General features: G+C 56.2%; 15 protein-coding genes and 1 tRNA gene. 6 read left to right on the top strand and 10 right to left on the bottom strand.

Annotation, left to right across the window (positions count from 1 at the left end):
• Positions 1-13: 13 nt before the first annotated feature.
• The 4 genes from R0I78_RS08585 to nagB are packed head-to-tail and all read right to left on the bottom strand — an operon-like array spanning position 14 to position 3476.
• A complete protein-coding gene (locus R0I78_RS08585) occupies positions 14-328 on the bottom strand; it encodes a stress response translation initiation inhibitor YciH (protein WP_317075045.1) in 315 nt (104 codons plus the stop codon).
• Positions 325-1539: an ROK family transcriptional regulator gene (locus tag R0I78_RS08580; RefSeq protein WP_317075044.1), complete on the bottom strand. Its 1215-nt coding sequence runs from the start codon at positions 1537-1539 to the stop codon at positions 325-327. Before R0I78_RS08580 ends, R0I78_RS08585 begins: the two co-directional genes overlap by 4 nt.
• The gene (gene nagA, locus R0I78_RS08575) at positions 1536-2678 is read right to left on the bottom strand and encodes an N-acetylglucosamine-6-phosphate deacetylase (RefSeq protein ID WP_317075043.1); all 1143 of its coding nucleotides are present in this window, start codon (positions 2676-2678) and stop codon (positions 1536-1538) included. Before nagA ends, R0I78_RS08580 begins: the two co-directional genes overlap by 4 nt.
• 3 nt (positions 2679-2681) lie before the next feature.
• Entirely contained in the window at positions 2682-3476 is a 795-nt protein-coding gene (gene nagB, locus R0I78_RS08570; protein ID WP_317075042.1) for a glucosamine-6-phosphate deaminase, read from the bottom strand.
• Between the two features lie 99 nt (positions 3477-3575).
• Here nagB and nagE point away from each other — a divergent pair, with 99 nt between their 5' ends.
• Positions 3576-5069, top strand: coding sequence for an N-acetylglucosamine-specific PTS transporter subunit IIBC (gene nagE / locus R0I78_RS08565; RefSeq protein WP_317075041.1), 1494 nt, complete (start codon positions 3576-3578; stop codon positions 5067-5069).
• Positions 5070-5558: 489 nt separating this feature from the next.
• Here the strand turns inward: nagE and R0I78_RS08560 are convergent.
• A tRNA-Asn gene (locus tag R0I78_RS08560) sits at positions 5559-5634 on the bottom strand.
• 140 nt (positions 5635-5774) lie between these two features.
• Between R0I78_RS08560 and uvrB the strand changes: the two genes are divergently transcribed.
• Positions 5775-7775: an excinuclease ABC subunit UvrB gene (gene uvrB, locus R0I78_RS08555; protein ID WP_019934855.1), complete on the top strand. Its 2001-nt coding sequence runs from the start codon at positions 5775-5777 to the stop codon at positions 7773-7775.
• A 59-nt stretch (positions 7776-7834) separates the two neighbouring features.
• On the opposite strand, the gene R0I78_RS08550 is transcribed toward uvrB, so the two are convergent.
• The 3 genes from R0I78_RS08550 to corA all read right to left on the bottom strand — a co-directional run bounded on the left by R0I78_RS08550 (position 7835) and on the right by corA (position 9850).
• Positions 7835-8284, bottom strand: coding sequence for a Dps family protein (locus R0I78_RS08550; protein ID WP_019934854.1), 450 nt, complete (start codon positions 8282-8284; stop codon positions 7835-7837).
• Between the two features lie 88 nt (positions 8285-8372).
• A complete protein-coding gene (locus R0I78_RS08545; protein WP_019934853.1) occupies positions 8373-8846 on the bottom strand; it encodes a CreA family protein in 474 nt (157 codons plus the stop codon).
• Positions 8847-8902: 56 nt separating this feature from the next.
• The gene (corA, locus tag R0I78_RS08540; RefSeq protein WP_019934852.1) at positions 8903-9850 is read right to left on the bottom strand and encodes a magnesium/cobalt transporter CorA; all 948 of its coding nucleotides are present in this window, start codon (positions 9848-9850) and stop codon (positions 8903-8905) included.
• A gap of 178 nt (positions 9851-10028) precedes the next feature.
• On the opposite strand from corA, the gene R0I78_RS08535 reads away from it, so the two are divergent.
• Positions 10029-10526, top strand: a complete 498-nt coding sequence (locus tag R0I78_RS08535) for a DUF922 domain-containing protein (RefSeq protein WP_317075040.1) — start codon at positions 10029-10031, stop codon at positions 10524-10526.
• A 160-nt stretch (positions 10527-10686) separates the two neighbouring features.
• Here R0I78_RS08535 and mnmC read toward each other — a convergent pair whose 3' ends face one another.
• Positions 10687-12669 (bottom strand): bifunctional tRNA (5-methylaminomethyl-2-thiouridine)(34)-methyltransferase MnmD/FAD-dependent 5-carboxymethylaminomethyl-2-thiouridine(34) oxidoreductase MnmC, encoded by a 1983-nt coding sequence (mnmC, locus tag R0I78_RS08530; protein WP_317075039.1) that lies wholly within the window; start codon positions 12667-12669, stop codon positions 10687-10689.
• 107 nt (positions 12670-12776) lie between these two features.
• Here mnmC and fabB point away from each other — a divergent pair, with 107 nt between their 5' ends.
• On the top strand, positions 12777-13991 hold the full coding sequence (fabB, locus tag R0I78_RS08525; protein ID WP_019934849.1) for a beta-ketoacyl-ACP synthase I: 1215 nt from the start codon (positions 12777-12779) through the stop codon (positions 13989-13991).
• 360 nt (positions 13992-14351) lie between these two features.
• On the opposite strand, the gene R0I78_RS08520 is transcribed toward fabB, so the two are convergent.
• Positions 14352-15104, bottom strand: a complete 753-nt coding sequence (locus R0I78_RS08520) for a phosphatase PAP2 family protein (protein WP_019934848.1) — start codon at positions 15102-15104, stop codon at positions 14352-14354.
• A 101-nt stretch (positions 15105-15205) separates the two neighbouring features.
• Here R0I78_RS08520 and R0I78_RS08515 point away from each other — a divergent pair, with 101 nt between their 5' ends.
• Together R0I78_RS08515 and R0I78_RS08510 are read left to right on the top strand one after the other, a co-directional pair.
• Positions 15206-16339, top strand: a complete 1134-nt coding sequence (locus R0I78_RS08515; RefSeq protein WP_317075038.1) for a 4-phosphoerythronate dehydrogenase — start codon at positions 15206-15208, stop codon at positions 16337-16339.
• 114 nt (positions 16340-16453) lie between these two features.
• Positions 16454-18379, top strand: coding sequence for a FimV/HubP family polar landmark protein (locus R0I78_RS08510; RefSeq protein ID WP_317075037.1), 1926 nt, complete (start codon positions 16454-16456; stop codon positions 18377-18379).
• The last annotated feature ends 71 nt before the right edge of the window (positions 18380-18450 follow it).

Below are 18450 nucleotides of genomic sequence, written 5' to 3'. Positions count from 1 at the left end.
GCAAGTTCAAGTCTCAGCCGCCCACCTGCTTGACCGTAAAGCCGGCTTTTTCCAGCCACTGCTTGATCTGCTCCAGCCGATCACCCTGAATTTCAATCACCCCTTTTTTAACGGCACCGCCAGTACCCAGCTGTTTTTTCAGCTTTTTGGCCACGTCACCTACTTGATCCGGTGCCAGACCATACACACAAATCACGCCCGCGCCCTTGCGGCCCTTGGTTTCCCGGCGCAGTCGTATTGTGCCATCTTCAGGAAACCGGCCAGCCTGTTGCTGTTTTTCTGACGCCGGCTGCCAGTCCGGATCGGTACTGAATACGATATTACTCATGATTTTTTCTCCAGAATACGTTGCAGCAGTTCACCTTCCAGCAGCGCGCGTTTAACCAGCGCCAGACCGCCGATGGTTTGATCATGCTGAAAGCGGGCTTTCATGACCGGCTGGCCCTGATGAAAGCCGGGCAGAGACTGATGACTGATGGCCTGATTAATAATAGGAAAAACGATATCTTCCGCCTCACACAAGGCCCCGCTCAGCAATACCCGCTGCGGATTAAACAGGTTCACCACGATGGCCAGAGCCTGCCCCAGTCGCTCTGCGGCACGGCGTAAAATGGTCAGTGCCAGATGGTCACCTTCATCAGCGGCCCGGCACAGAGCGTGAATGGACAGGGTCTGATTTGCCAACGAGCTGCGATAGCCCTGGCTCAGCATACGCTTAGCCTGGCGCAGCAGGGCCGCGTCGGCCACCATGGTTTCCAGGCAGCCCACATTGCCACAGTCACAACGCTCACCCAGAGGGTCCATATGAATATGACCCATCTCGGCGACATCCCGGCCCTGGCTTTTGAAAATACGGCCTTCGGTAATAATCCCGGCACCCACGCCGTGGTGTACCCGCACCAGCACCGAGTCGAGACAATCGGCAGAAGCGCCGAAATAATGCTCGGCAAGTGCCTGAGCCCGCGTATCGTTACCAATAAATACCGGCAGTTTAAGCTGATGGCCCAGCTGCGCTGCCAGTGGCACTCCCGCCAGCGGATAGCTGGGGTGATAAACTACCTGTCCATGCTGCGCATCAGTCAGGCCGGGCATAATCACTGCCACCGCAATAATCTGCTTGCCGCTGCCAAACGCCTGCATAAAATCGTCTATATGGCGATGTAATGCCGCCAGCAGATTGGTCGCTTCGCGGCTGGGAAAGGGCAAAAGCCGGCGGCCGAATTCGTCTCCGGCCAGATTATATAAGGTCAGTCTCAGCTCTTCCCGGCCCAGTTTTACCGAAATCAGGTAAAAGGGCTGAGTAACGGTAGCCAGTGATATTGCCCGCCGGCCACCGGTAGAAGCCTGATGCGCCAGCTCCTGAATTAATCCGTGCTCCAGTAACGCGCGGGTGATTTTGGTGACACTGGCGGGTGCCAGATGGCTGAGCTCGGCTATGCGCACGCGGGAGATGGGGCCGGCATGGTCAATGAGCCGGTATACGGCGGCACTGTTTACCTGTTTAACCAGATCCACATTGGCTATTTTTCCGTGAGTCATACTGAAAACCGTCCGTTTACCATGGTGGCGATCACCTGCAGGTTTTGATCAAGCGCCACCAGGTTAGCCAGCCGGCCGGCCTGAAGCAGGCCAATATGCTGCTCAAGTCCGAGTGCACACGCCGGATTGCAGCTGGCCATGGCCAGCGCCTGCTCCAGCGAAAGACCGGCATGTTTTACCAGGTTGCGGACACCTTCTGCCATGGTCAGTGCCGAGCCGCCAAGGGTGCTATTTTCATCCACACACTGACCGTTGCGCACATAAACGGTGGCACCACAAAAGTTAAATTGATCAAACCCTTCAGGAGCACCGGCGGCAGCGGTGGCATCGGTAACCAGACATAAACGCGTGCCCAGCAGGCGGTGAGCAAGGCGAATATTGGCGTAATGTACGTGATGACCGTCGGCAATAATGCCAGCACCCACAGTAAGTGAGTCATACACGGCCCCGACGGCCCCGGGCAGACGACCATTGGCGGTGGGGGTCATGGCATTATAAAGATGAGTCGCAAAGCCGATGCCGGCAGCAAAGCCTGCCATGGCTTCTTCATAGCTGGCTGCGGTGTGTCCCATGGACACCCGAATACCTGCCTTGCTGAGCCGGGTGATGGCCGAATCACGGTTGACCTCGGGTGCCAGGGTCAGCATGGCTATGTCGGCGGCATGTTGGCACAGGAACTCAAGCATGCCGTTATCCAGAGGGCGTATCTGCGCTGCCGGATGTATGCCTCTGCGGGCCAGATTGGTATAAGGCCCTTCCAGATGCAGGCCTGGCACACGATAAGGGTGCCGAGCACGGTATTCACTGACCACCTTTATCGCCTGGCGCATATCCTGATCGGTACTGGTGATCAGGGTCGGTAAAAAACTGGTAGTGCCGGATTTAAGGTTGGTCGCGTGCATGTGGGTCAGGGCAGCGGCACTGATATCATGGTTGAACATAACGCCGCCACAGCCGTTCAGCTGCAGATCAATAAAGCCGGCACACAATAGAGCACCGGGCAGGGTGTGCTGTCTGATACTGCTATCCAGCTCCGCCACGGGCACCAGCCCGTGAACCCGTTCACCCGCAATCACCACAGCGGTGTTCCGGTGCAGCACCTTGCCATCAAAGACAGAATCAGGGGTGAGAGCAAACATCAATCAGACTTCCGGCTGGTTTTCACGTTGTTGAAAATAGCGCAGTGTACCCACTTTCAGCTCCAGCGTGGCTTCATCATCACAGAAAATCAGGCTGTTCGGATGCAGTTGAAGTGCCGATACTGTCCACAGATGGTTTACCGGACCTTCCACCGCTGCCTGCAGCGCTCTTGCCTTGTGAGCTCCGGTAACCAGCAGCACGATTTCTTCTGCTTCCAGCAAATTGGCCACGCCCACCGTCAGAGCGTGACGCGGAACCTGTGCCGGATCATGTTCAAAGAAACGGGCATTTGCCCGGCGGGTAGAATCGGTCAGGGCCATTACCCGGGTGCGTGACGCCAGTGAAGAGGCCGCTTCATTAAACGCAATATGGCCGTCACTGCCCACACCTCCCAAAAACAGATGTACCGGCCCGAATTGCGTCATCTTTTGCTCATAACGACGACATTCGGTCTGCAGATCTTCCGCCATGCCATTCAAAAGGTTGATATTTTCGGGCGCAATATCAAGGTGCTGAAACAAGTTGTCATGCATAAAGAAATGATAACTTTGCGGATGCGTTTGGGGCAGACCGGCATATTCATCCATATTAAAGGTCACCACATGGCGAAAGCTGACTTCACCGGCCCGGTGCAGACGTACCAGCTCCCGGTAGGTGTCCAGCGGCGTGCTGCCGGTGGGCAGCCCCAGCACAAAGGGCCTGTCTGCTGTTGGTGCAAAGCCATTGATACGATCGGCAATATAGCGGGCCGCGCGGCGGCCCAGTTGTTCAGGAGTGGCCAGAGGGATCAGGCGCATGTTCAAACCTTTAGTGATGATGTTGTTTCTATCATAAAAAAACTGTCGTTTTCTTACCATGGGCCATTGGTCTGTCACAGCCTGATTCAGGAGCGCACCATGAAATGTCTGGGATATCTGCAAACCCTTGGCAAGGCACTGATGCTGCCCATTGCCACGTTGCCGGTGGCGGCGCTGCTGCTGCGGCTGGGGCAACCGGATCTGCTGAGTATACCTTTTATGGCAGCGGCAGGCGGTGCCATTTTTGACCAGTTGCCGCTGCTGTTCGGGTTGGGCATAGCAGTGGGGCTGGCGCGGGATGATGCCGGTGCGGCGGCGTTGGCGGGTGCTGTGGGTTATTTTGTGCTGACCGGTGCCGCCGTCACCATTAATGAAGATCTTAACCTGTCGTTTTTTGGTGGCATTATCGCCGGTATTATTGCCGGCCACAGCTATAACCGCTTTCAGGGAGTCAGGCTGCCGGAGTATCTTGGTTTTTTTGGCGGCAAACGGCTGGTTCCCATCATGACAGGATTATTCTGTTTGCTGGCCGCTGTTGTGGCGGGCTATGTCTGGCCTTATGTACAACAAGGGATAGATGCGTTTGGTCAGGCTGTCGCCAGTTCCGGCCCGGCGGGGCAGTTTGCTTATGGTGCACTGAACCGGGCGCTGATCCCGGTAGGGTTGCATCATGTGCTTAATTCGCTGTTCTGGTTTGGACTTGATGAGTGCGTCAAGGTCAGCTACGAAGCGGCCGGCAGCCTGCATAATATCTGTCTGGCACCCGCACTGGCAGAAAACCTGAGTGTGGGCGGTGCCGTGCCCGGCATTAATAGCGGTGAAATTACTCAGATCGCCACTGAGATGACCCGGGGTGATCTGAATCGTTTTTTTGCCGGTGATCCCACCGCCGGTGTGTTTATGGCCGGTTTTTTCCCGGTCATGATGTTCGGGCTGCCGGCGGCGGCACTGGCCATGATATTGGCCGCCCCTGAAGGTAACCGCGCCAGGGCCGCAGGCCTGCTGCTGTCGGTGGCGCTCACCTCTTTTCTCACCGGTATTACCGAGCCGCTGGAATTTACCTTTATGTTTCTGGCTCCGCTGCTCTATGGCCTGCACGCGCTGCTGACCGGTTTGTCTTTGGTGGCAGCCAACTGGCTGGGCACATTGCACGGCTTTGGTTTTTCTGCCGGCCTGTTTGATCTGATACTGAACTGGGGACTGGCGACCCACCCCTGGCGGCTGCTGGCTCTGGGACTGGCCACCGGCGTGGTTTACTTTTGTTTATTTTATATGCTGATCCGTACGCTCAACCTGGCCACTCCCGGCCGTGAGCCGGAAGCTGTGGTCTCATTCACTGAGCCTGATGCACATCAGGCAGATGATACCGACGCCTTTATTGCCGCGCTGGGCGGAGCCGAAAACCTTGAGCATATCGACGCCTGTATTACCCGGTTGCGGCTTACAGTGGCAGACAGCAGCCTGGTTAACGAGCAGGCATTGCGTGCGCTTGGGGCCAGGGGAGTGGTGCACCTGGGTGATCATGGGCTTCAGGTGGTCCTGGGTGCCAGAGCAGAGACGCTAGCAGCAGCACTGCGAAAGCGAAAAAAATGATCTTTTCAGGGGGTTTGCGCGCTCGTGTATACGAGACGCGTTAAAAGTCATGCAAACTGGCGGATTATCTCGCTTTGATGAGAATAATGTTTGTAAAAATACAAGATGTTACCCCGGGGGCTGTGAACTTTGGCGATAAAAAAGGTTCTGGCCCGTTCGACACTCCTTTTATCCCGGGTTATGCACAGCAACGGAAAGCCTTGTCTGCCAAGGGGTAGACAGGGTTATCCACGTTTTCTGTGGATAAGGTTGTGGATTTCATGATTGAAACCAGTGAGAAGCCAGACAGGACGCGGCTTTCAATTGAACCGGTAAAAAAACAGACAGAAAATAAGTGCTGTAAAATCAATGGATTAAAAAATGCAACAGAAAAAACCCGCTCGGTTTGTAAACACCGGCGAGCCATGGAGCAAAAAAACCAACATGTGATTTTTGCTCGAGCAGAATTGTTGATAAGTAGAATAAGTCAAGTGCCGGGAAGGCAAAAGATGGCTCCCCCTGCTGGACTTGAACCAGCGACATACGGATTAACAGTCCGCCGTTCTACCGACTGAACTAAGGGGGAATCTCGTGAAGAGGCCGCGAATGATACGCCCCTGATTGTTCCGGGTCAAGTCCCAAGAGACTTTTTAGTATTAGCGCCGTTTTTTGCCTGAAACCCGTTTCTGAGGGTACACTTTACCGGCATTCGAGGAGGCAGGGTCCATGAGTAAAACGTTTCAACTGGTCAGTGATTATCAGCCCGGGGGCGATCAGCCCACTGCCATTGCCAGGCTGCTGGATGGAATAGAATCGGGGCTGGCGCATCAGACCTTGCTGGGGGTAACCGGCTCGGGCAAGACTTTCACCATGGCCAATGTGATTGCCACGCTCAACCGGCCTACCATGGTGCTGGCACCCAATAAAACGCTGGCAGCTCAGTTGTATGGTGAGATGAAGGAGTTCTTTCCACATAACTCGGTGGAGTATTTCGTCTCTTATTATGATTACTACCAGCCTGAAGCCTACGTGCCCACCACAGATACCTTTATCGAGAAAGATGCATCCATCAATGATCATATCGAGCAGATGCGTCTGTCGGCGACCAAAGCGCTGATGGAGCGGCGTGATGTCATTATTGTGGCCTCGGTGTCTGCCATTTATGGTCTGGGGGATCCCCAGTCTTACCTGAGCATGATGCTGCACCTGCGTACCGGCGATGTGTTGGATCAGCGAGACATGCTGCGCCGGCTGGCCGAGCTGCAATACAGCCGCAACGATGCCGCGTTTCAGCGCGGCACATTCAGAGTGCGGGGGGAAGTCATTGATATTTTTCCGGCAGAGTCGGACGATCAGGCAGTAAGAGTAGAGTTGTTTGATGATGAAATTGAGCGCATCAGTCTGTTTGATCCCCTGACCGGTACTGTATTGCAAACGGTGGCCCGGTTTACCATCTATCCCAAAACCCACTATGTCACACCACGGGAAACCCTGCTGGAAGCCATAGAGCATATAAAAGCGGAGCTTAATGAGCGCAAGGCTCAGCTGATTTCTGCCAACAAGCTGCTGGAAGAGCAGCGTATCAGCCAGCGTACCCAGTTTGATATAGAAATGATTCAGGAGCTGGGTTATTGCTCCGGCATTGAAAACTACTCCCGCTACCTGTCAGGCAGGGCGGAAGGCGAGCCGCCGCCCACCTTGTTTGACTATCTGCCTGATGACGGCCTGCTGATTATTGATGAGTCTCACGTGACCGTGCCGCAGATTGGTGGCATGTATAAAGGGGATCGTTCCCGCAAGGAAACCCTGGTGGAATATGGTTTCCGGCTGCCGTCGGCGCTGGACAACCGGCCGTTGCGCTTTGAAGAATTTGAAGCCCTGATGCCGCAGACCGTTTTTGTCTCGGCCACTCCCGGCCCTTATGAGCTCGACAAGTCCGGTAATGATATTGCTGAGCAGGTGGTGCGTCCTACCGGTCTGCTGGATCCTGAACTTGAAGTCCGGCCGGTGGCTACTCAGGTGGATGATTTGCTGTCGGAAGCCCGGCTGCGCATAGAAAAAGGGGAACGGGTGCTGGTGACCACCCTTACCAAGCGCATGGCGGAAGATCTCACCGAATACCTGAACGAACACGGCGTAAAAGTTCGCTATCTGCATTCTGATATTGATACGGTAGAGCGCATGGAGATCATTCGCGATCTGCGCCTGGGCGAGTTTGATGTGCTGGTGGGCATTAACCTGCTGCGGGAAGGTCTGGATATGCCGGAAGTGTCACTGGTGGCCATTCTCGATGCCGACAAGGAAGGCTTCTTGCGCTCCGAGCGCTCGCTGATCCAGACCATAGGCCGGGCTGCCCGTAACCTCAACGGCAAGGCCATTCTCTATGCCGACCGGGTAACCCGCTCCATGGCCGCAGCCATAGGGGAAACAGAGCGTCGCCGGGCCAAACAGCAGGCCTTTAACGCGGAGCATGGCATAGTGCCCAAGGGCCTGAACAAGCGTATTACCGATGTGATGGATCTGGATGGCACCAAACGAGTGGGCTCAAAACGAGCGAAAGAGAAAACGACGTTGCCTGAACACCTGCCCAGTGCCAAAGAGCTCAGTCATCAAATCAATGAGCTGGAGCAGCAAATGCTGGCGCACGCCCAGAATCTGGAGTTTGAACAGGCTGCCGAAGTGCGGGATCGCATTCATGTACTCAGGGAGCAGCTGATAAGAAGCTGAGCCAGAGACGAAAAAGCCGCCTTGAATAAGGCGGCTTTTTTTATCGTGGAGTACCCTGGTTATGCCAGCATGGAACGCATCATCCAGGCGGCTTTTTCATGAACTGTCTGGCGGTCGGTCAGCATGCCTGCAGTCGGCTCGTCTCCGGCTTCCTGAGCGGTTTTGGTCGCTTCAATCAGGGTAGAGATAAGCAGCTCATTATCGGCAACCAGCTCTTTGAGCATGTCGCTGGCGGTGGGAATGTTCTGATTTTCCTTTATCTTTGCCAGCTCAACAAATTTGGTATAGGTGCCCGGTGCATATTCGCCCAGTGCACGAATGCGCTCGGCAATATCATCCAGGGCGGCCCACATGTCCTGATATTGCTCTTCAAACAGCAAGTGCAGCTGACGAAAGTTGGGACCCTCAACGTTCCAGTGATAGTTGTGAGTCTTGAGATAAAGGACATAAGTGTCAGCAAGAACGTGAGACAGGGCAGTGGCACAGGCTTTTCTGGAATGGTCAGTCATGAACTATCCTCCTATGGTTGAGCATTCAGGCTAGTAAAGTTAGCTCCGGATATCAACAGGCTGCAAAGCAATAAGTTTCATATGAACTCTATTGTTGGAATGTGCTCCCGGCCTGATAGGCGGCGGTATCCCACAGAGGTACGGTTGACATGGAGTGCTTGTAACTGCCGCTGGTTTCCTTGGTGCTGTAGGCGATATAAAGCAGGCTCTGACTGGTGTCATCGTAGATACGGCGAATTTTCAGACTCTTCAGAAAAATACTCTTTGATTTCTTGAAGACGATTTCACCGCTTTTTGAACGGTCGATGCCAGCTATCATGGCCGGCGTGATTTCTCCCGTCTGCCGGCAACTGATAGACATGTCTGACGGATCTGCCAGATCCAGATCTGCCACTATATTGGACATATGACAGGTGACGCCGGGCACTTCCGGATCGGTCAGCACCTCGATTTTGATGTCTTTGGTGGTAAACAAGCCCAATGACACATCACCCACTTCGTTGTTATCACAGCCAGCCAGGCCCGCAGCCAGCGCCAGTACAGCCAGATATCTGTATTTCATCAATGCCCTTCCTCGGTTAACAATATCGCTAATCCCCAACCCCCAATCCCTCACGTTCACAGCCAGCCTTTGCGCTTGAAGAAGTAATAGGTGCCGCAGGCCGACAGCAGCATCAGCACCAGCGACATCGGGTAACCGTATTTCAGCGCCAGCTCGGGCATAAACGCAAAGTTCATGCCGTAGATGCTGGCAATCAGGGTGGGCGGCAGAAACACCACGGCGGCCACCGAGAAAATCTTGATCACCTTGCTCTGCTCCAGGCTGGTAAAACCCATGGCCGCTTCCAGCTGAAAGTTGATTTTGTCGAACAGGAACTGGGTGTGCGGCAGCAGAGATTCAATATCATACAGCAGCTCATCTATCCATTTGCGCTGCTCGTCACCGGCCTGCTTGCGCAGGGTGCGACGAATAAAACGCAGCGCGCGCCGGGTGTCGTACAAGGCCAGACGAATATGGCCATTACCGTCTTCCTGCAGCATCAGGTTCGACATGGTCTGGCGTAAGTCTTCCACATGAAGCACTTCCTTGGCGGTGTCTTCCAGGGTTTTATAGCCGTCTTCAATCAGGTCAGAGATGTACTCGATTTTCAGCTGAAAAATTTCCAGCAATAAATCGAGGGCATCTTCCACTTCCAGCCGGTCCTGGCGCATATAATGGCGCAGCAGCCGCATCAGGCCCAGATCGTCCTCGCGAAAGCTGATCAGCATGTTCTGACGCAGCGTAAACAGCACGTTAATGCCGTCAATTTCCTTGCCCATGCGCTGAGGAAACAAAGAGTGAATGTGCAGGCCATCCTTGTCCCGGTAAAAACGGGCCGAGGCCTCTATGTCGTCCAGCTCGTCCAGCTCGGGCACTTCCTCCACAAACAGTTGCTGCATCCAGCTTTGCTCTTGCTCGTCGGGCTTGTGAATATCCAGCCAGAGGGTATTGGGCGGCGGCCTGTCTGTCAGGCTCAGAGGCTGAATTTCCAGGGACTTACCATTCAGGATATAGGCTGTGATCATGCAACACTCCAACCAGTCATGCTTGTCTGCACTATATAGAGCCGGGCTGTACTTGTCAGGTTACGAATGCCAGTGACACCGTCAATTGCGGTCTTTTCCATCAAAGACTCAAATGACTTGAGACGCTGGCGGGTTTATAATCATGATATTCGTCTTGCGCCCTTCCGGAGTCTGCGTGGTGAAAGTGATTTTTGTTGCATTGCTGACAATGCTTGCCTTGCCGGTCTCTGCTGCCATGGAGCTGAAGGCCAGGCAAACCGTGGATGTGTATGGCTCGGCGGCGCTGCAGCCCAGCCTGGCAGACGTAGATTACCGTATGTCCTGGCAGCTGAGTGGTGAACAGCTTGAACAAGGCTGTGTGCCGTCTCAGGTACTGGTGTCATTGACTGCAACCGTGACCGAGCCACTGGAATGGCCGCAAACACCGGAGTGGCAGAACTACCGGCTGGCACTGACCGCCTATGAGCGTCTGGTGCGCGAGCGTGCCCTGCTGGCTGCGGAATGGCTAGAGCGCTCCCTGTTCGATATTGCTCCTCAGGTTAGCTGTACGCAACTGCACCGGGTCGCCGACAACGTGGGTTACCACCAGCTTGGCATCGCACAGGGGCTGCTCCAGGAATTTCAGCGTCAGCACGAATTTGGCCGTCAGCTCGGCCTTATCCGCCCGGCGCAATAAGCCCCCCCTTCGGGGAGCTGTAAGCCGTCAGCTATAAGCCGTAAGTTGTTTTGAGTGTGTTGCCGGTGTGGTGTTGTGCCTGCAAAAACTGCGTTTATTGCAAATGCGGCTCTTGCTCGGCACTCCACTCCGGCCAGCTGACAGCTTATAGCTCACAGCTTTATAAAGGTTTTCCTTTCAGCAATTTACGCAGCCAGTGGCGGTTGGGATTAAGGGCATCCAGCACCGGTTGCCCGAGCGGCAGGGGCTCATTCAGGATTTGTGATGCCAGCAGCTCTGCCAGCAAAGGGGCTGAACACATGCCCCGCGAGCCCAGTCCCGACAACACATAAAGCCCTTCATGATCCGCCGCCAGCGGGAACGCCTGACCGGCGCGTCTTGGCATGTCGGCATAATCCGTCAGCTGAGCATCTTTATCGGGTGCACTGCCGGCTAAAGGCAGGTGATCCCGGCAGGCGGCACGAATACCCACCCGGCCTTCATCCGGAGAGGCCGCAAGTTCGCCCAGGACGGGCAGAGTGGCTGTCAGTTTGGCCAGGTTATCGGCTTCGTCTTCCGCGCGGTAATCCAGTCCGGCATCACGTCTGTTATAGCTGGCACCCACACAATGCAGGCCCTGCCAGGCGGGAGTGAGATAACCTTCATAACACACCACGGTTTTCAGTTTTTCCAGCACGGGGGTTGTGGGCTGGTGATTGACCTGCCCCCGTACCGGATAGAGAGCAAGGCCTTCGGTTTGCTTAAGCTCGGTCAGGGCATGAGCATTGGCCAGCACCACATTATCGGCACTGAAGGTGTGACCGTGTTCAGTCTGTACTTGCCAGCCGTCATGATTGCGTTCAAGACCGGTTACTCTGGTATTAAAATGGCAGGCAATATCACCGGCATCCGCCAGCAGGGCGGCAGTGAGCTCGTGAGGGCACACCCAGCCTCCCAGCGGATAGGCCACGCCGCTCAGGTTGGCCTTTATGCCGGCAGTATTGTTCATTTCTTCGGCTGACAGTGGCTGCACCAGCTCAGGCGGAAAGCCTCCGGCCATCAGTTTGTCGATTTTACTGCTGCTTTTGTCATCGTGGGCCAGTTGCACCACGCCGCACCAGTCATGGGTAAAGGGCTGGCGCTGTGCCAGCCGGTCAAGCGTACGCCGGCCATATAAAAAGGCGGGCAGATAAAACTGGCTCAGGGTGTCATGATCACCGTTCAGCAGCGGATAAATGGCTCCCTGACGATTACCGGAAGCTCCTTGTGCCGGCGCGCCGGCCTGCTCCAGCAGCGTCACCTTTTGCCCCCGGCGGGCAAGCTGGCGGGCCAGGGCCGCACCGGCCACACCGGCACCGATTATCAGGGTATGCTCACCCTGCCCGGGCCTGCGCCAGTACCAGGGGGCAGGGCAGGGCAGGCGGGTGTCAGTTCGTCGAAAGCCTGCCAGCATTTCCCGCTTGCGGCCAAAGCCCTTGACCCGCTTCACGTCAAAGCCGGCTTCAATCAGCCCGCGGCGTACGAAACCGGCAGAGGTAAAGGTGGCCAGTGTTGCGCCGTTACGGGCCAGCCGGGCCAGCTGGGTGAACAGCTCAGGGGTCCACATCTCCGGATTTTTGCCAGGTGCAAAGCCGTCCAGATACCAGGCATCGACCCGGCCGGCGAGGCCGGCATCCATTTGTGGCAGCATCTCGGCCACATCTCCCAGCCATAAATCCAGGCAGACATCGTCGGCAAGCTGCAATCTGTGACAGCCGTCAACCAGTACCGGATATTCAGCTAACATATGTTCGCTTAAAATGGTAAGCTCTGGCCATTGGCGCAGGGCGAGTTGCAGATCGTCGCGGGAGAGCGGAAATTTCTCCACGCTGATGAAGTGCAACCGGCGTGTTTTACCCTGAGGATGTTGCCGTTTGTAGTCGGTGAACGCCTTCCAGGTTGCCAGAAAATTCAGGCCGGTTCCGAAGCCGGTTTCAGCCACCACGAACAGCTCGCGGTCGTGGTGGACGAAGCGTTGTGGCAGGCCGTTGTTACCAAGAAACACATAACGGGTTTCTTCCAGGCCGTTATCGTTGGAAAAATAGACATCGTCAAAGGCGGTGGCGACCGGGGTTCCCTGGTCATTCCAGTCGAGACGGGCGGTGGTAATAAAACGGTGAGACACTGAGCGCTCCGGGGCCGCAAAAAACGGTCATTTTATGTGAAAGCTGACCAGTTTGACCATGATTTATGGTTAGAATTGGCACCAAATCGAAACAGTAGGAACGATAGATGAGAAGAGCAGTCATTACCGGTATCGGTGTGGTCTCCAGCATTGGCAACAACAAGGAAGAGGTACTTGAGTCTCTCAAGGGCGGCCGCTCCGGCATCACTTTTTCCCAGCAATTTGCCGATCATAAGCTGCGCAGTCAGGTCTGGGGCAACATCAAACTGAACCCGGCCGAACACATCGATCGTAAAGTGATGCGCTTTATGGGCGACGCTGCCGCGTTTGCCTATCTGTCCATGGAACAGGCCATTGCCGATGCCGGTCTGGATGAAAGCCAGGTGTCTAATGAGCGCACCGGTCTGGTGACCGGCTCCGGCGGTGCCTCTTCCAAAAATCAGATTGAAGCCTGCGATATTCTGCGGGAAAAAGGTGTGCGTCGTGTCGGCCCTTATATGGTGCCGCGCACCATGTCGTCCACCACCTCCGCCTGTCTGGCGACGCCCTTCAAGATCAAGGGCATTAACTACACCATCAGCTCTGCCTGTGCCACCTCTGCGCACTGCATTGGTCACGCGCTGGAGCAAATTCAGCTGGGCAAGCAGGACATCGTCTTTGCCGGCGGCGGTGAAGAAGTGGACTGGACCTTGGCCCTGCAGTTTGACGCCATGGGCGCCCTGTCCAGCAAATATAACGACACCCCCGAGCTGGCGTCCCGTACTTACGACGCCGGCCGCGACGGCTTTGTTATCTCCGGTGGCGGCGGCATTGTGGTCGTTGAAGAGCTGGAGCACGCGCTGGCCCGTGGCGCTCATATCTATGCCGAAATCACCGGTTACGGTGCCACTTCAGACGGCTACGACATGGTAGCACCGTCTGGTGAAGGCGCGGTACGCTGCATGAAGCAGGCCATGGCCACGGCCCCGGCCCCGGTGCAATACATCAACACCCACGGCACCTCCACCCCGGTGGGTGATGTAAAAGAGCTGGAAGCCATCAACAGCCTGTTTGGCGACCATGCGCCCTACATCTCTGCCACCAAGGCCATGACCGGTCACGCCCTGGGTGCCGCCGGTGTGCATGAGGCCGTTTACTCTCTGCTGATGCTGGAGCACGGCTTTATTGCGCCGAGCATCAACATTACCGAGCTGGATGAAAAGGCGCAGAACCTGCCCATCGTGACCGAGTACAAGGAAGCCGAGCTGGACACCGTCATGTCCAACAGCTTTGGTTTCGGCGGCACCAACGCCAGCCTGGTGTTCAGCAAATATAAGGCCTGAACTGCCCGGTGATCAAAAAAAGCGCCTTCGGGCGCTTTTTTTATGCCTGCTGCCTGAGAGGGCGAAGCATCAGTACGGTTGCACTCCGCCGACACGCTTCGGTCAATGGCATTCAGCATTAAAGCCCGCTGCGAACATACTTAATGTTCGGTCGAGCTTCACTGCTTCATCACGGCGAGCAAGCTAGCCCCATGGACGCTCGTCAAATTCCATCCCTGGAATTTGACGGTCGGCTACGGCAATCCCCACTGCTGCTTCGAGCGACATCGGCGTTGCCCGCGTTAACGGCAGGTTGGTACGGGTCCCAACATGCCGGCGATCAGATGCACTTTTTTGTTTTACTTACAGCTTAAAGCTCAGCTAGCTGCTTTCAGGCGATGCCAACCGCCGGTCCAGCACCACAAAGCTCCAGGCACCGGCTGCGCCAAACAGCAGCCCCAGCACGCTGCTGGCCAGAATATCTGCCGGCCAGTGCAGGCCCAGCAGCAGACGGGAATAACACACTGCCACCGCCCAGCCTGCCAGAGTCAGCATCATCCATACCGGTTTACGCCGGTAGCCCAGCATCAGGCAAAAAAAGCCGGCAATGGTCATGGCAGCAATCGAATGCCCGGACGGAAACGAATAGTTCACTTCTTCCTGCCAATGGTGCTTGAGCCAGTCCGGAATCTGGTTATCGCTGACCCGGCTGAGGCTTTGCTGTAACTCATGCTCACGCTCGGCTTCCGGACTGGCATAAAAACGGCGGCTGTCTGCCAGCTTGTCCTGCTGTACCAGCCACAGCACATAGGGCCTGGGCTCCTTGAAATACAGCTTGGCCACCGTTTTGGTCACAAAGGCACTGCCCAGCGCCGCAAACAGACAGAAGAAAAACACCAGCAGCTGACGTGGCTGGCTGCGCCAGCGGTGCAGGATCAGCGCGCTCAGGGCAAGCAGGGTAAAACCTATGCCCAGCTTGCCCACCGTCAGCGTCATGGCGTAAGCAAGCAGAGCAGGGGGCTCATCAAGATCCAGCAGCGGAAACCAGTGCAAATCCCACTGCCAGGCCAGGCTGGCCAGTGCCACGGGCACAATCAGCAACACAATAACAAACAACAGCAAACGCAAGTTCATGAAGCGAATCTCATAACAACAAGGCAGCGAAGCAGCAAGGTAGCAGTGAAGCGGTTGCAATGACAGAGTACAATAACGCTGTATTTAACAAGGAGATAGTCATGAAAGTGCTGGCCGATGAGAATATGCCCTTTGTTCGGGAGCTGTTTGGTGATTGGGCTGAGGTCATTACGCGTCCCGGTCGTACCATGGTACCGGCTGACTTGCATGATACCGATGCGCTGCTGGTGCGCTCAGTGACGCAGGTAAATGCGCATTTGCTGGAGCAAGCCAATAAACTGACGTTCGTCGGCACCGCCACCATTGGCTGTGACCATATCGACACGCAACTGCTGGCGCAGCGCGGCATTGCCTTTGCCAGTGCCCCGGGCTGCAACAAGGTGGCGGTAGGTGACTATGTGATGGCAGCCCTGCTGCGGGTAGCGGCTCATAAAAACTGGCAGCTGGCGGATAAAACCCTGGCAGTGATCGGGGCCGGCAACACCGGCTCGGAGGTGGCTCGCCGGGCGGAAGGGCTGGGCATGAAAGTGCTGCGCTGTGATCCGCCCAAGGCCGCAGCCGGTGCGGCAGGACTTGTCAATTATGACCAGGCGCTGAGCGCTGATATCATCAGCTATCATGTGCCCATTACTCATCAGGGCCCTTATGCAACTCATCATCTGCTGAATGCCGCTCATATTGCTGCCCTTGATGAAAATCAGGTACTGATCAATGCCTGCCGTGGTGATGTCTGGAATAATCAGGCACTGCTTACGCGCCAGCAGGGTGCCAGGCCGCTGACCCTGGTCATGGATGTATGGGAGCATGAGCCGGCCGTGCTGGCAGCGCTGGTCCCTTATGTGCTGATCGCCACGCCGCATATTGCCGGCTATAGTCTGGAAGGTAAGGCAAGGGGCACTTTTGCGCTCTATCGTGCTCTGTGTCAGCATATTGGCCGTGCCGAGCAACACAGTATCGCCAGTCTGCTGCCCGCACCGGATATCAGCGCTGTGAGCCTGACGCGCGCACCCAGTCAGCATCAGCTTGCGCAGCTGGTCCGGCTGGTGTACGACATAGCGCATGACGATAGCGGCTTTCGTCGTGGTCTGGCCACGGGCGCACCGGATTTTTTTGATGCATTACGCAAACATTATGCAGAGCGCCGGGAGCTGGGCTCACTGATATTGCAGGGCGTCGGTCTTGATGAGCGCCTCGGATTCAAGGTGCCGGCACAGGCGGCCGATAAGCATAACTAGAATAAGCCGACAGATAAGTTCCTATTGGCACTGTTTTTTTCTACACTTGTGCCATGGTCAGCCGGACCGTCAGGGTTGCCGGCCAGAGTCAGAACAAGGGATACCAATAAGATAATGAGAAGATGCCGACCACCGCTTTATTCCGTGCTGGCCCTGTGGCTGTCCTTTACTCTTTCGGCCACGGCACAGGAATTTTATATTGAGTTACGCGGGCCAGAAACACGCGAGGCACCTTCCGTTCAGGTTTCTTCGCCGTTACCCGCTCAGGCCCGTCGTTATGGCCCCGTGCGCACCACAGACACACTCTGGTCCATTGCCGCCCAGCATACTCAAGCCCCTGCCACGGTACAGCAGACCATGGTGGCGCTGTATTACCTGAATCCCGGTGCCTTTGTCCGGGGCAATATCAATTATCTGCAGCGGGGCGCAACCCTGACGCTGCCCACACTCAGCCAGGCACAGCAGCGTACCCCCCGTGAAGCAGAAGCCGAGTTTCGCCGTTTAAGTCGTCAGGGTAACCGCACCGTTACCCGGGCACCGGCACCTGCCGCACAGGCCAAACCAGCACAGGCCAAACCAGCACAAGCCAGGCCAGCACCCAGACCGGAGCCGGCAGCAGAGCCCGTACCAGCTCCTGCGGTGGCCACACCGCCTGCCGCAGCCAAGCCCGAACCCACACCGGCCTCCAATGGCCTGAGTGAACCCAGAGCGGTGCAGCCTGCCGCAGTCGCGACACCGCCCCGGTCAGCGTCCGCTGTTTCCGGGCAGCCTGCTTCCGTGTCTGAAGCACCTGCAGACAGCAGTGCCGGGCAAGCCGAACAAACGGCCCTGGCCAGATTGCAGGCCCAGTTGCTGGATGAGCTGCGTGAACAAGTCGCCATGTCCAACGAACAGCTGGCCGAGCTGTCCGATAATAATCAGGCCTTGCGCAACCGCCTGGGGCAGCTGACTGCAGAAGTCAATGAGCTGAAACTGACCAGAGCAGACACGGCGGCTCAGCCGGCTGCTGACGCAGACAAGGGTTGGTTAAGCCAGCTGCTGAAGCAGCCGCTGAACCTGGCTATTTTACTGACCTTGCCGGCGCTTTTGCTGCTGGCACTCTTTACATTGTGGTGGCGTCGCCGTACCAGGCAAGAGCTCGCAGAGCAGGATCACACATCGGAACAGATGCTGGATGAAGACACCAATGACTTTGATGACATCTTTGCCGTCGATCTTCCTGCAGATGAGCCCCATCCTGCTGCCTCGGAGCAGCCCGAGGTAAAAGCCGAACCTGAAATTGATGAAGATGCCTTTGCTCGTTTTCTGGAAGAACAGCAGCAGCTGGAAGCACAAGAGGCAGCTGACGAGACGACCGCCGAGCAGCAGGAAGAAGCCCTGTTCGATGATATGGCACAGGCCGGACAGCCAGAGCCGCTGCTGGATGATGAAACCATTGAGCCGGAGCCACAAGAGCTGCGTTTTGACGATGATGCCGCTGCTGCAGAAGACATACTGTTTGAGGATGAAACAACGGCTGATCGGGAAGAGGTGTTCTTTGATGATGAGGCGGTCACGCCTGAGCCGGAGCAGACAGCACCGCCAGCACTCGACGAACCATTGGATGAAGCCCTGTTTGACCTTGGTGACGACGAGCCACAGCCGGCTTCGGCCAGCGAAGCACCTGAATCACTGGCTGAGCAGGGCGCGGTAAACAAGGCTGCCGACGAGTTTGACGACATTCTGGCCGGCACCCTGGCCGAGCAGGAAGCCGATGCGCTGTCTGCCATGCAGTCAGACAGCCGTTCCTTTGCCGACGAGCGAGAGCCCATGGTGCGTCAGGAGCTGGACGACTATGCCGACCTGCTGGGTAACAGTCAGGACGTTGATATCGATGCTGATGAAGGCGGCATGGGCGCCAAGCTGGATCTGGCCCGAGCCTATATTGAAATTGACGACATCGACAGTGCCCGTGAACTGCTGAACGAAGCGCTGGAAAAAGGCAGTGAGCAACATCAGAATGATGCCCGCAAACTGTTGCAACGGCTCGACAGACGCTAAGCCAGGGCGGTTTTCTTGTTCACTACCGGCCGCTTGCGGCCGGTTCTTCATTTTGCTGTGGCAACGGTTAT

The organism is Oceanimonas sp. CAM02, assembly GCF_032842915.1.
GTDB classification, from domain to species: Bacteria; Pseudomonadota; Gammaproteobacteria; order Enterobacterales; family Aeromonadaceae; genus Oceanimonas; species Oceanimonas smirnovii.
The sequence above is the reverse complement of the archived record's forward strand: the minus strand, read 5'-3'. Positions and strand labels throughout refer to the sequence as shown.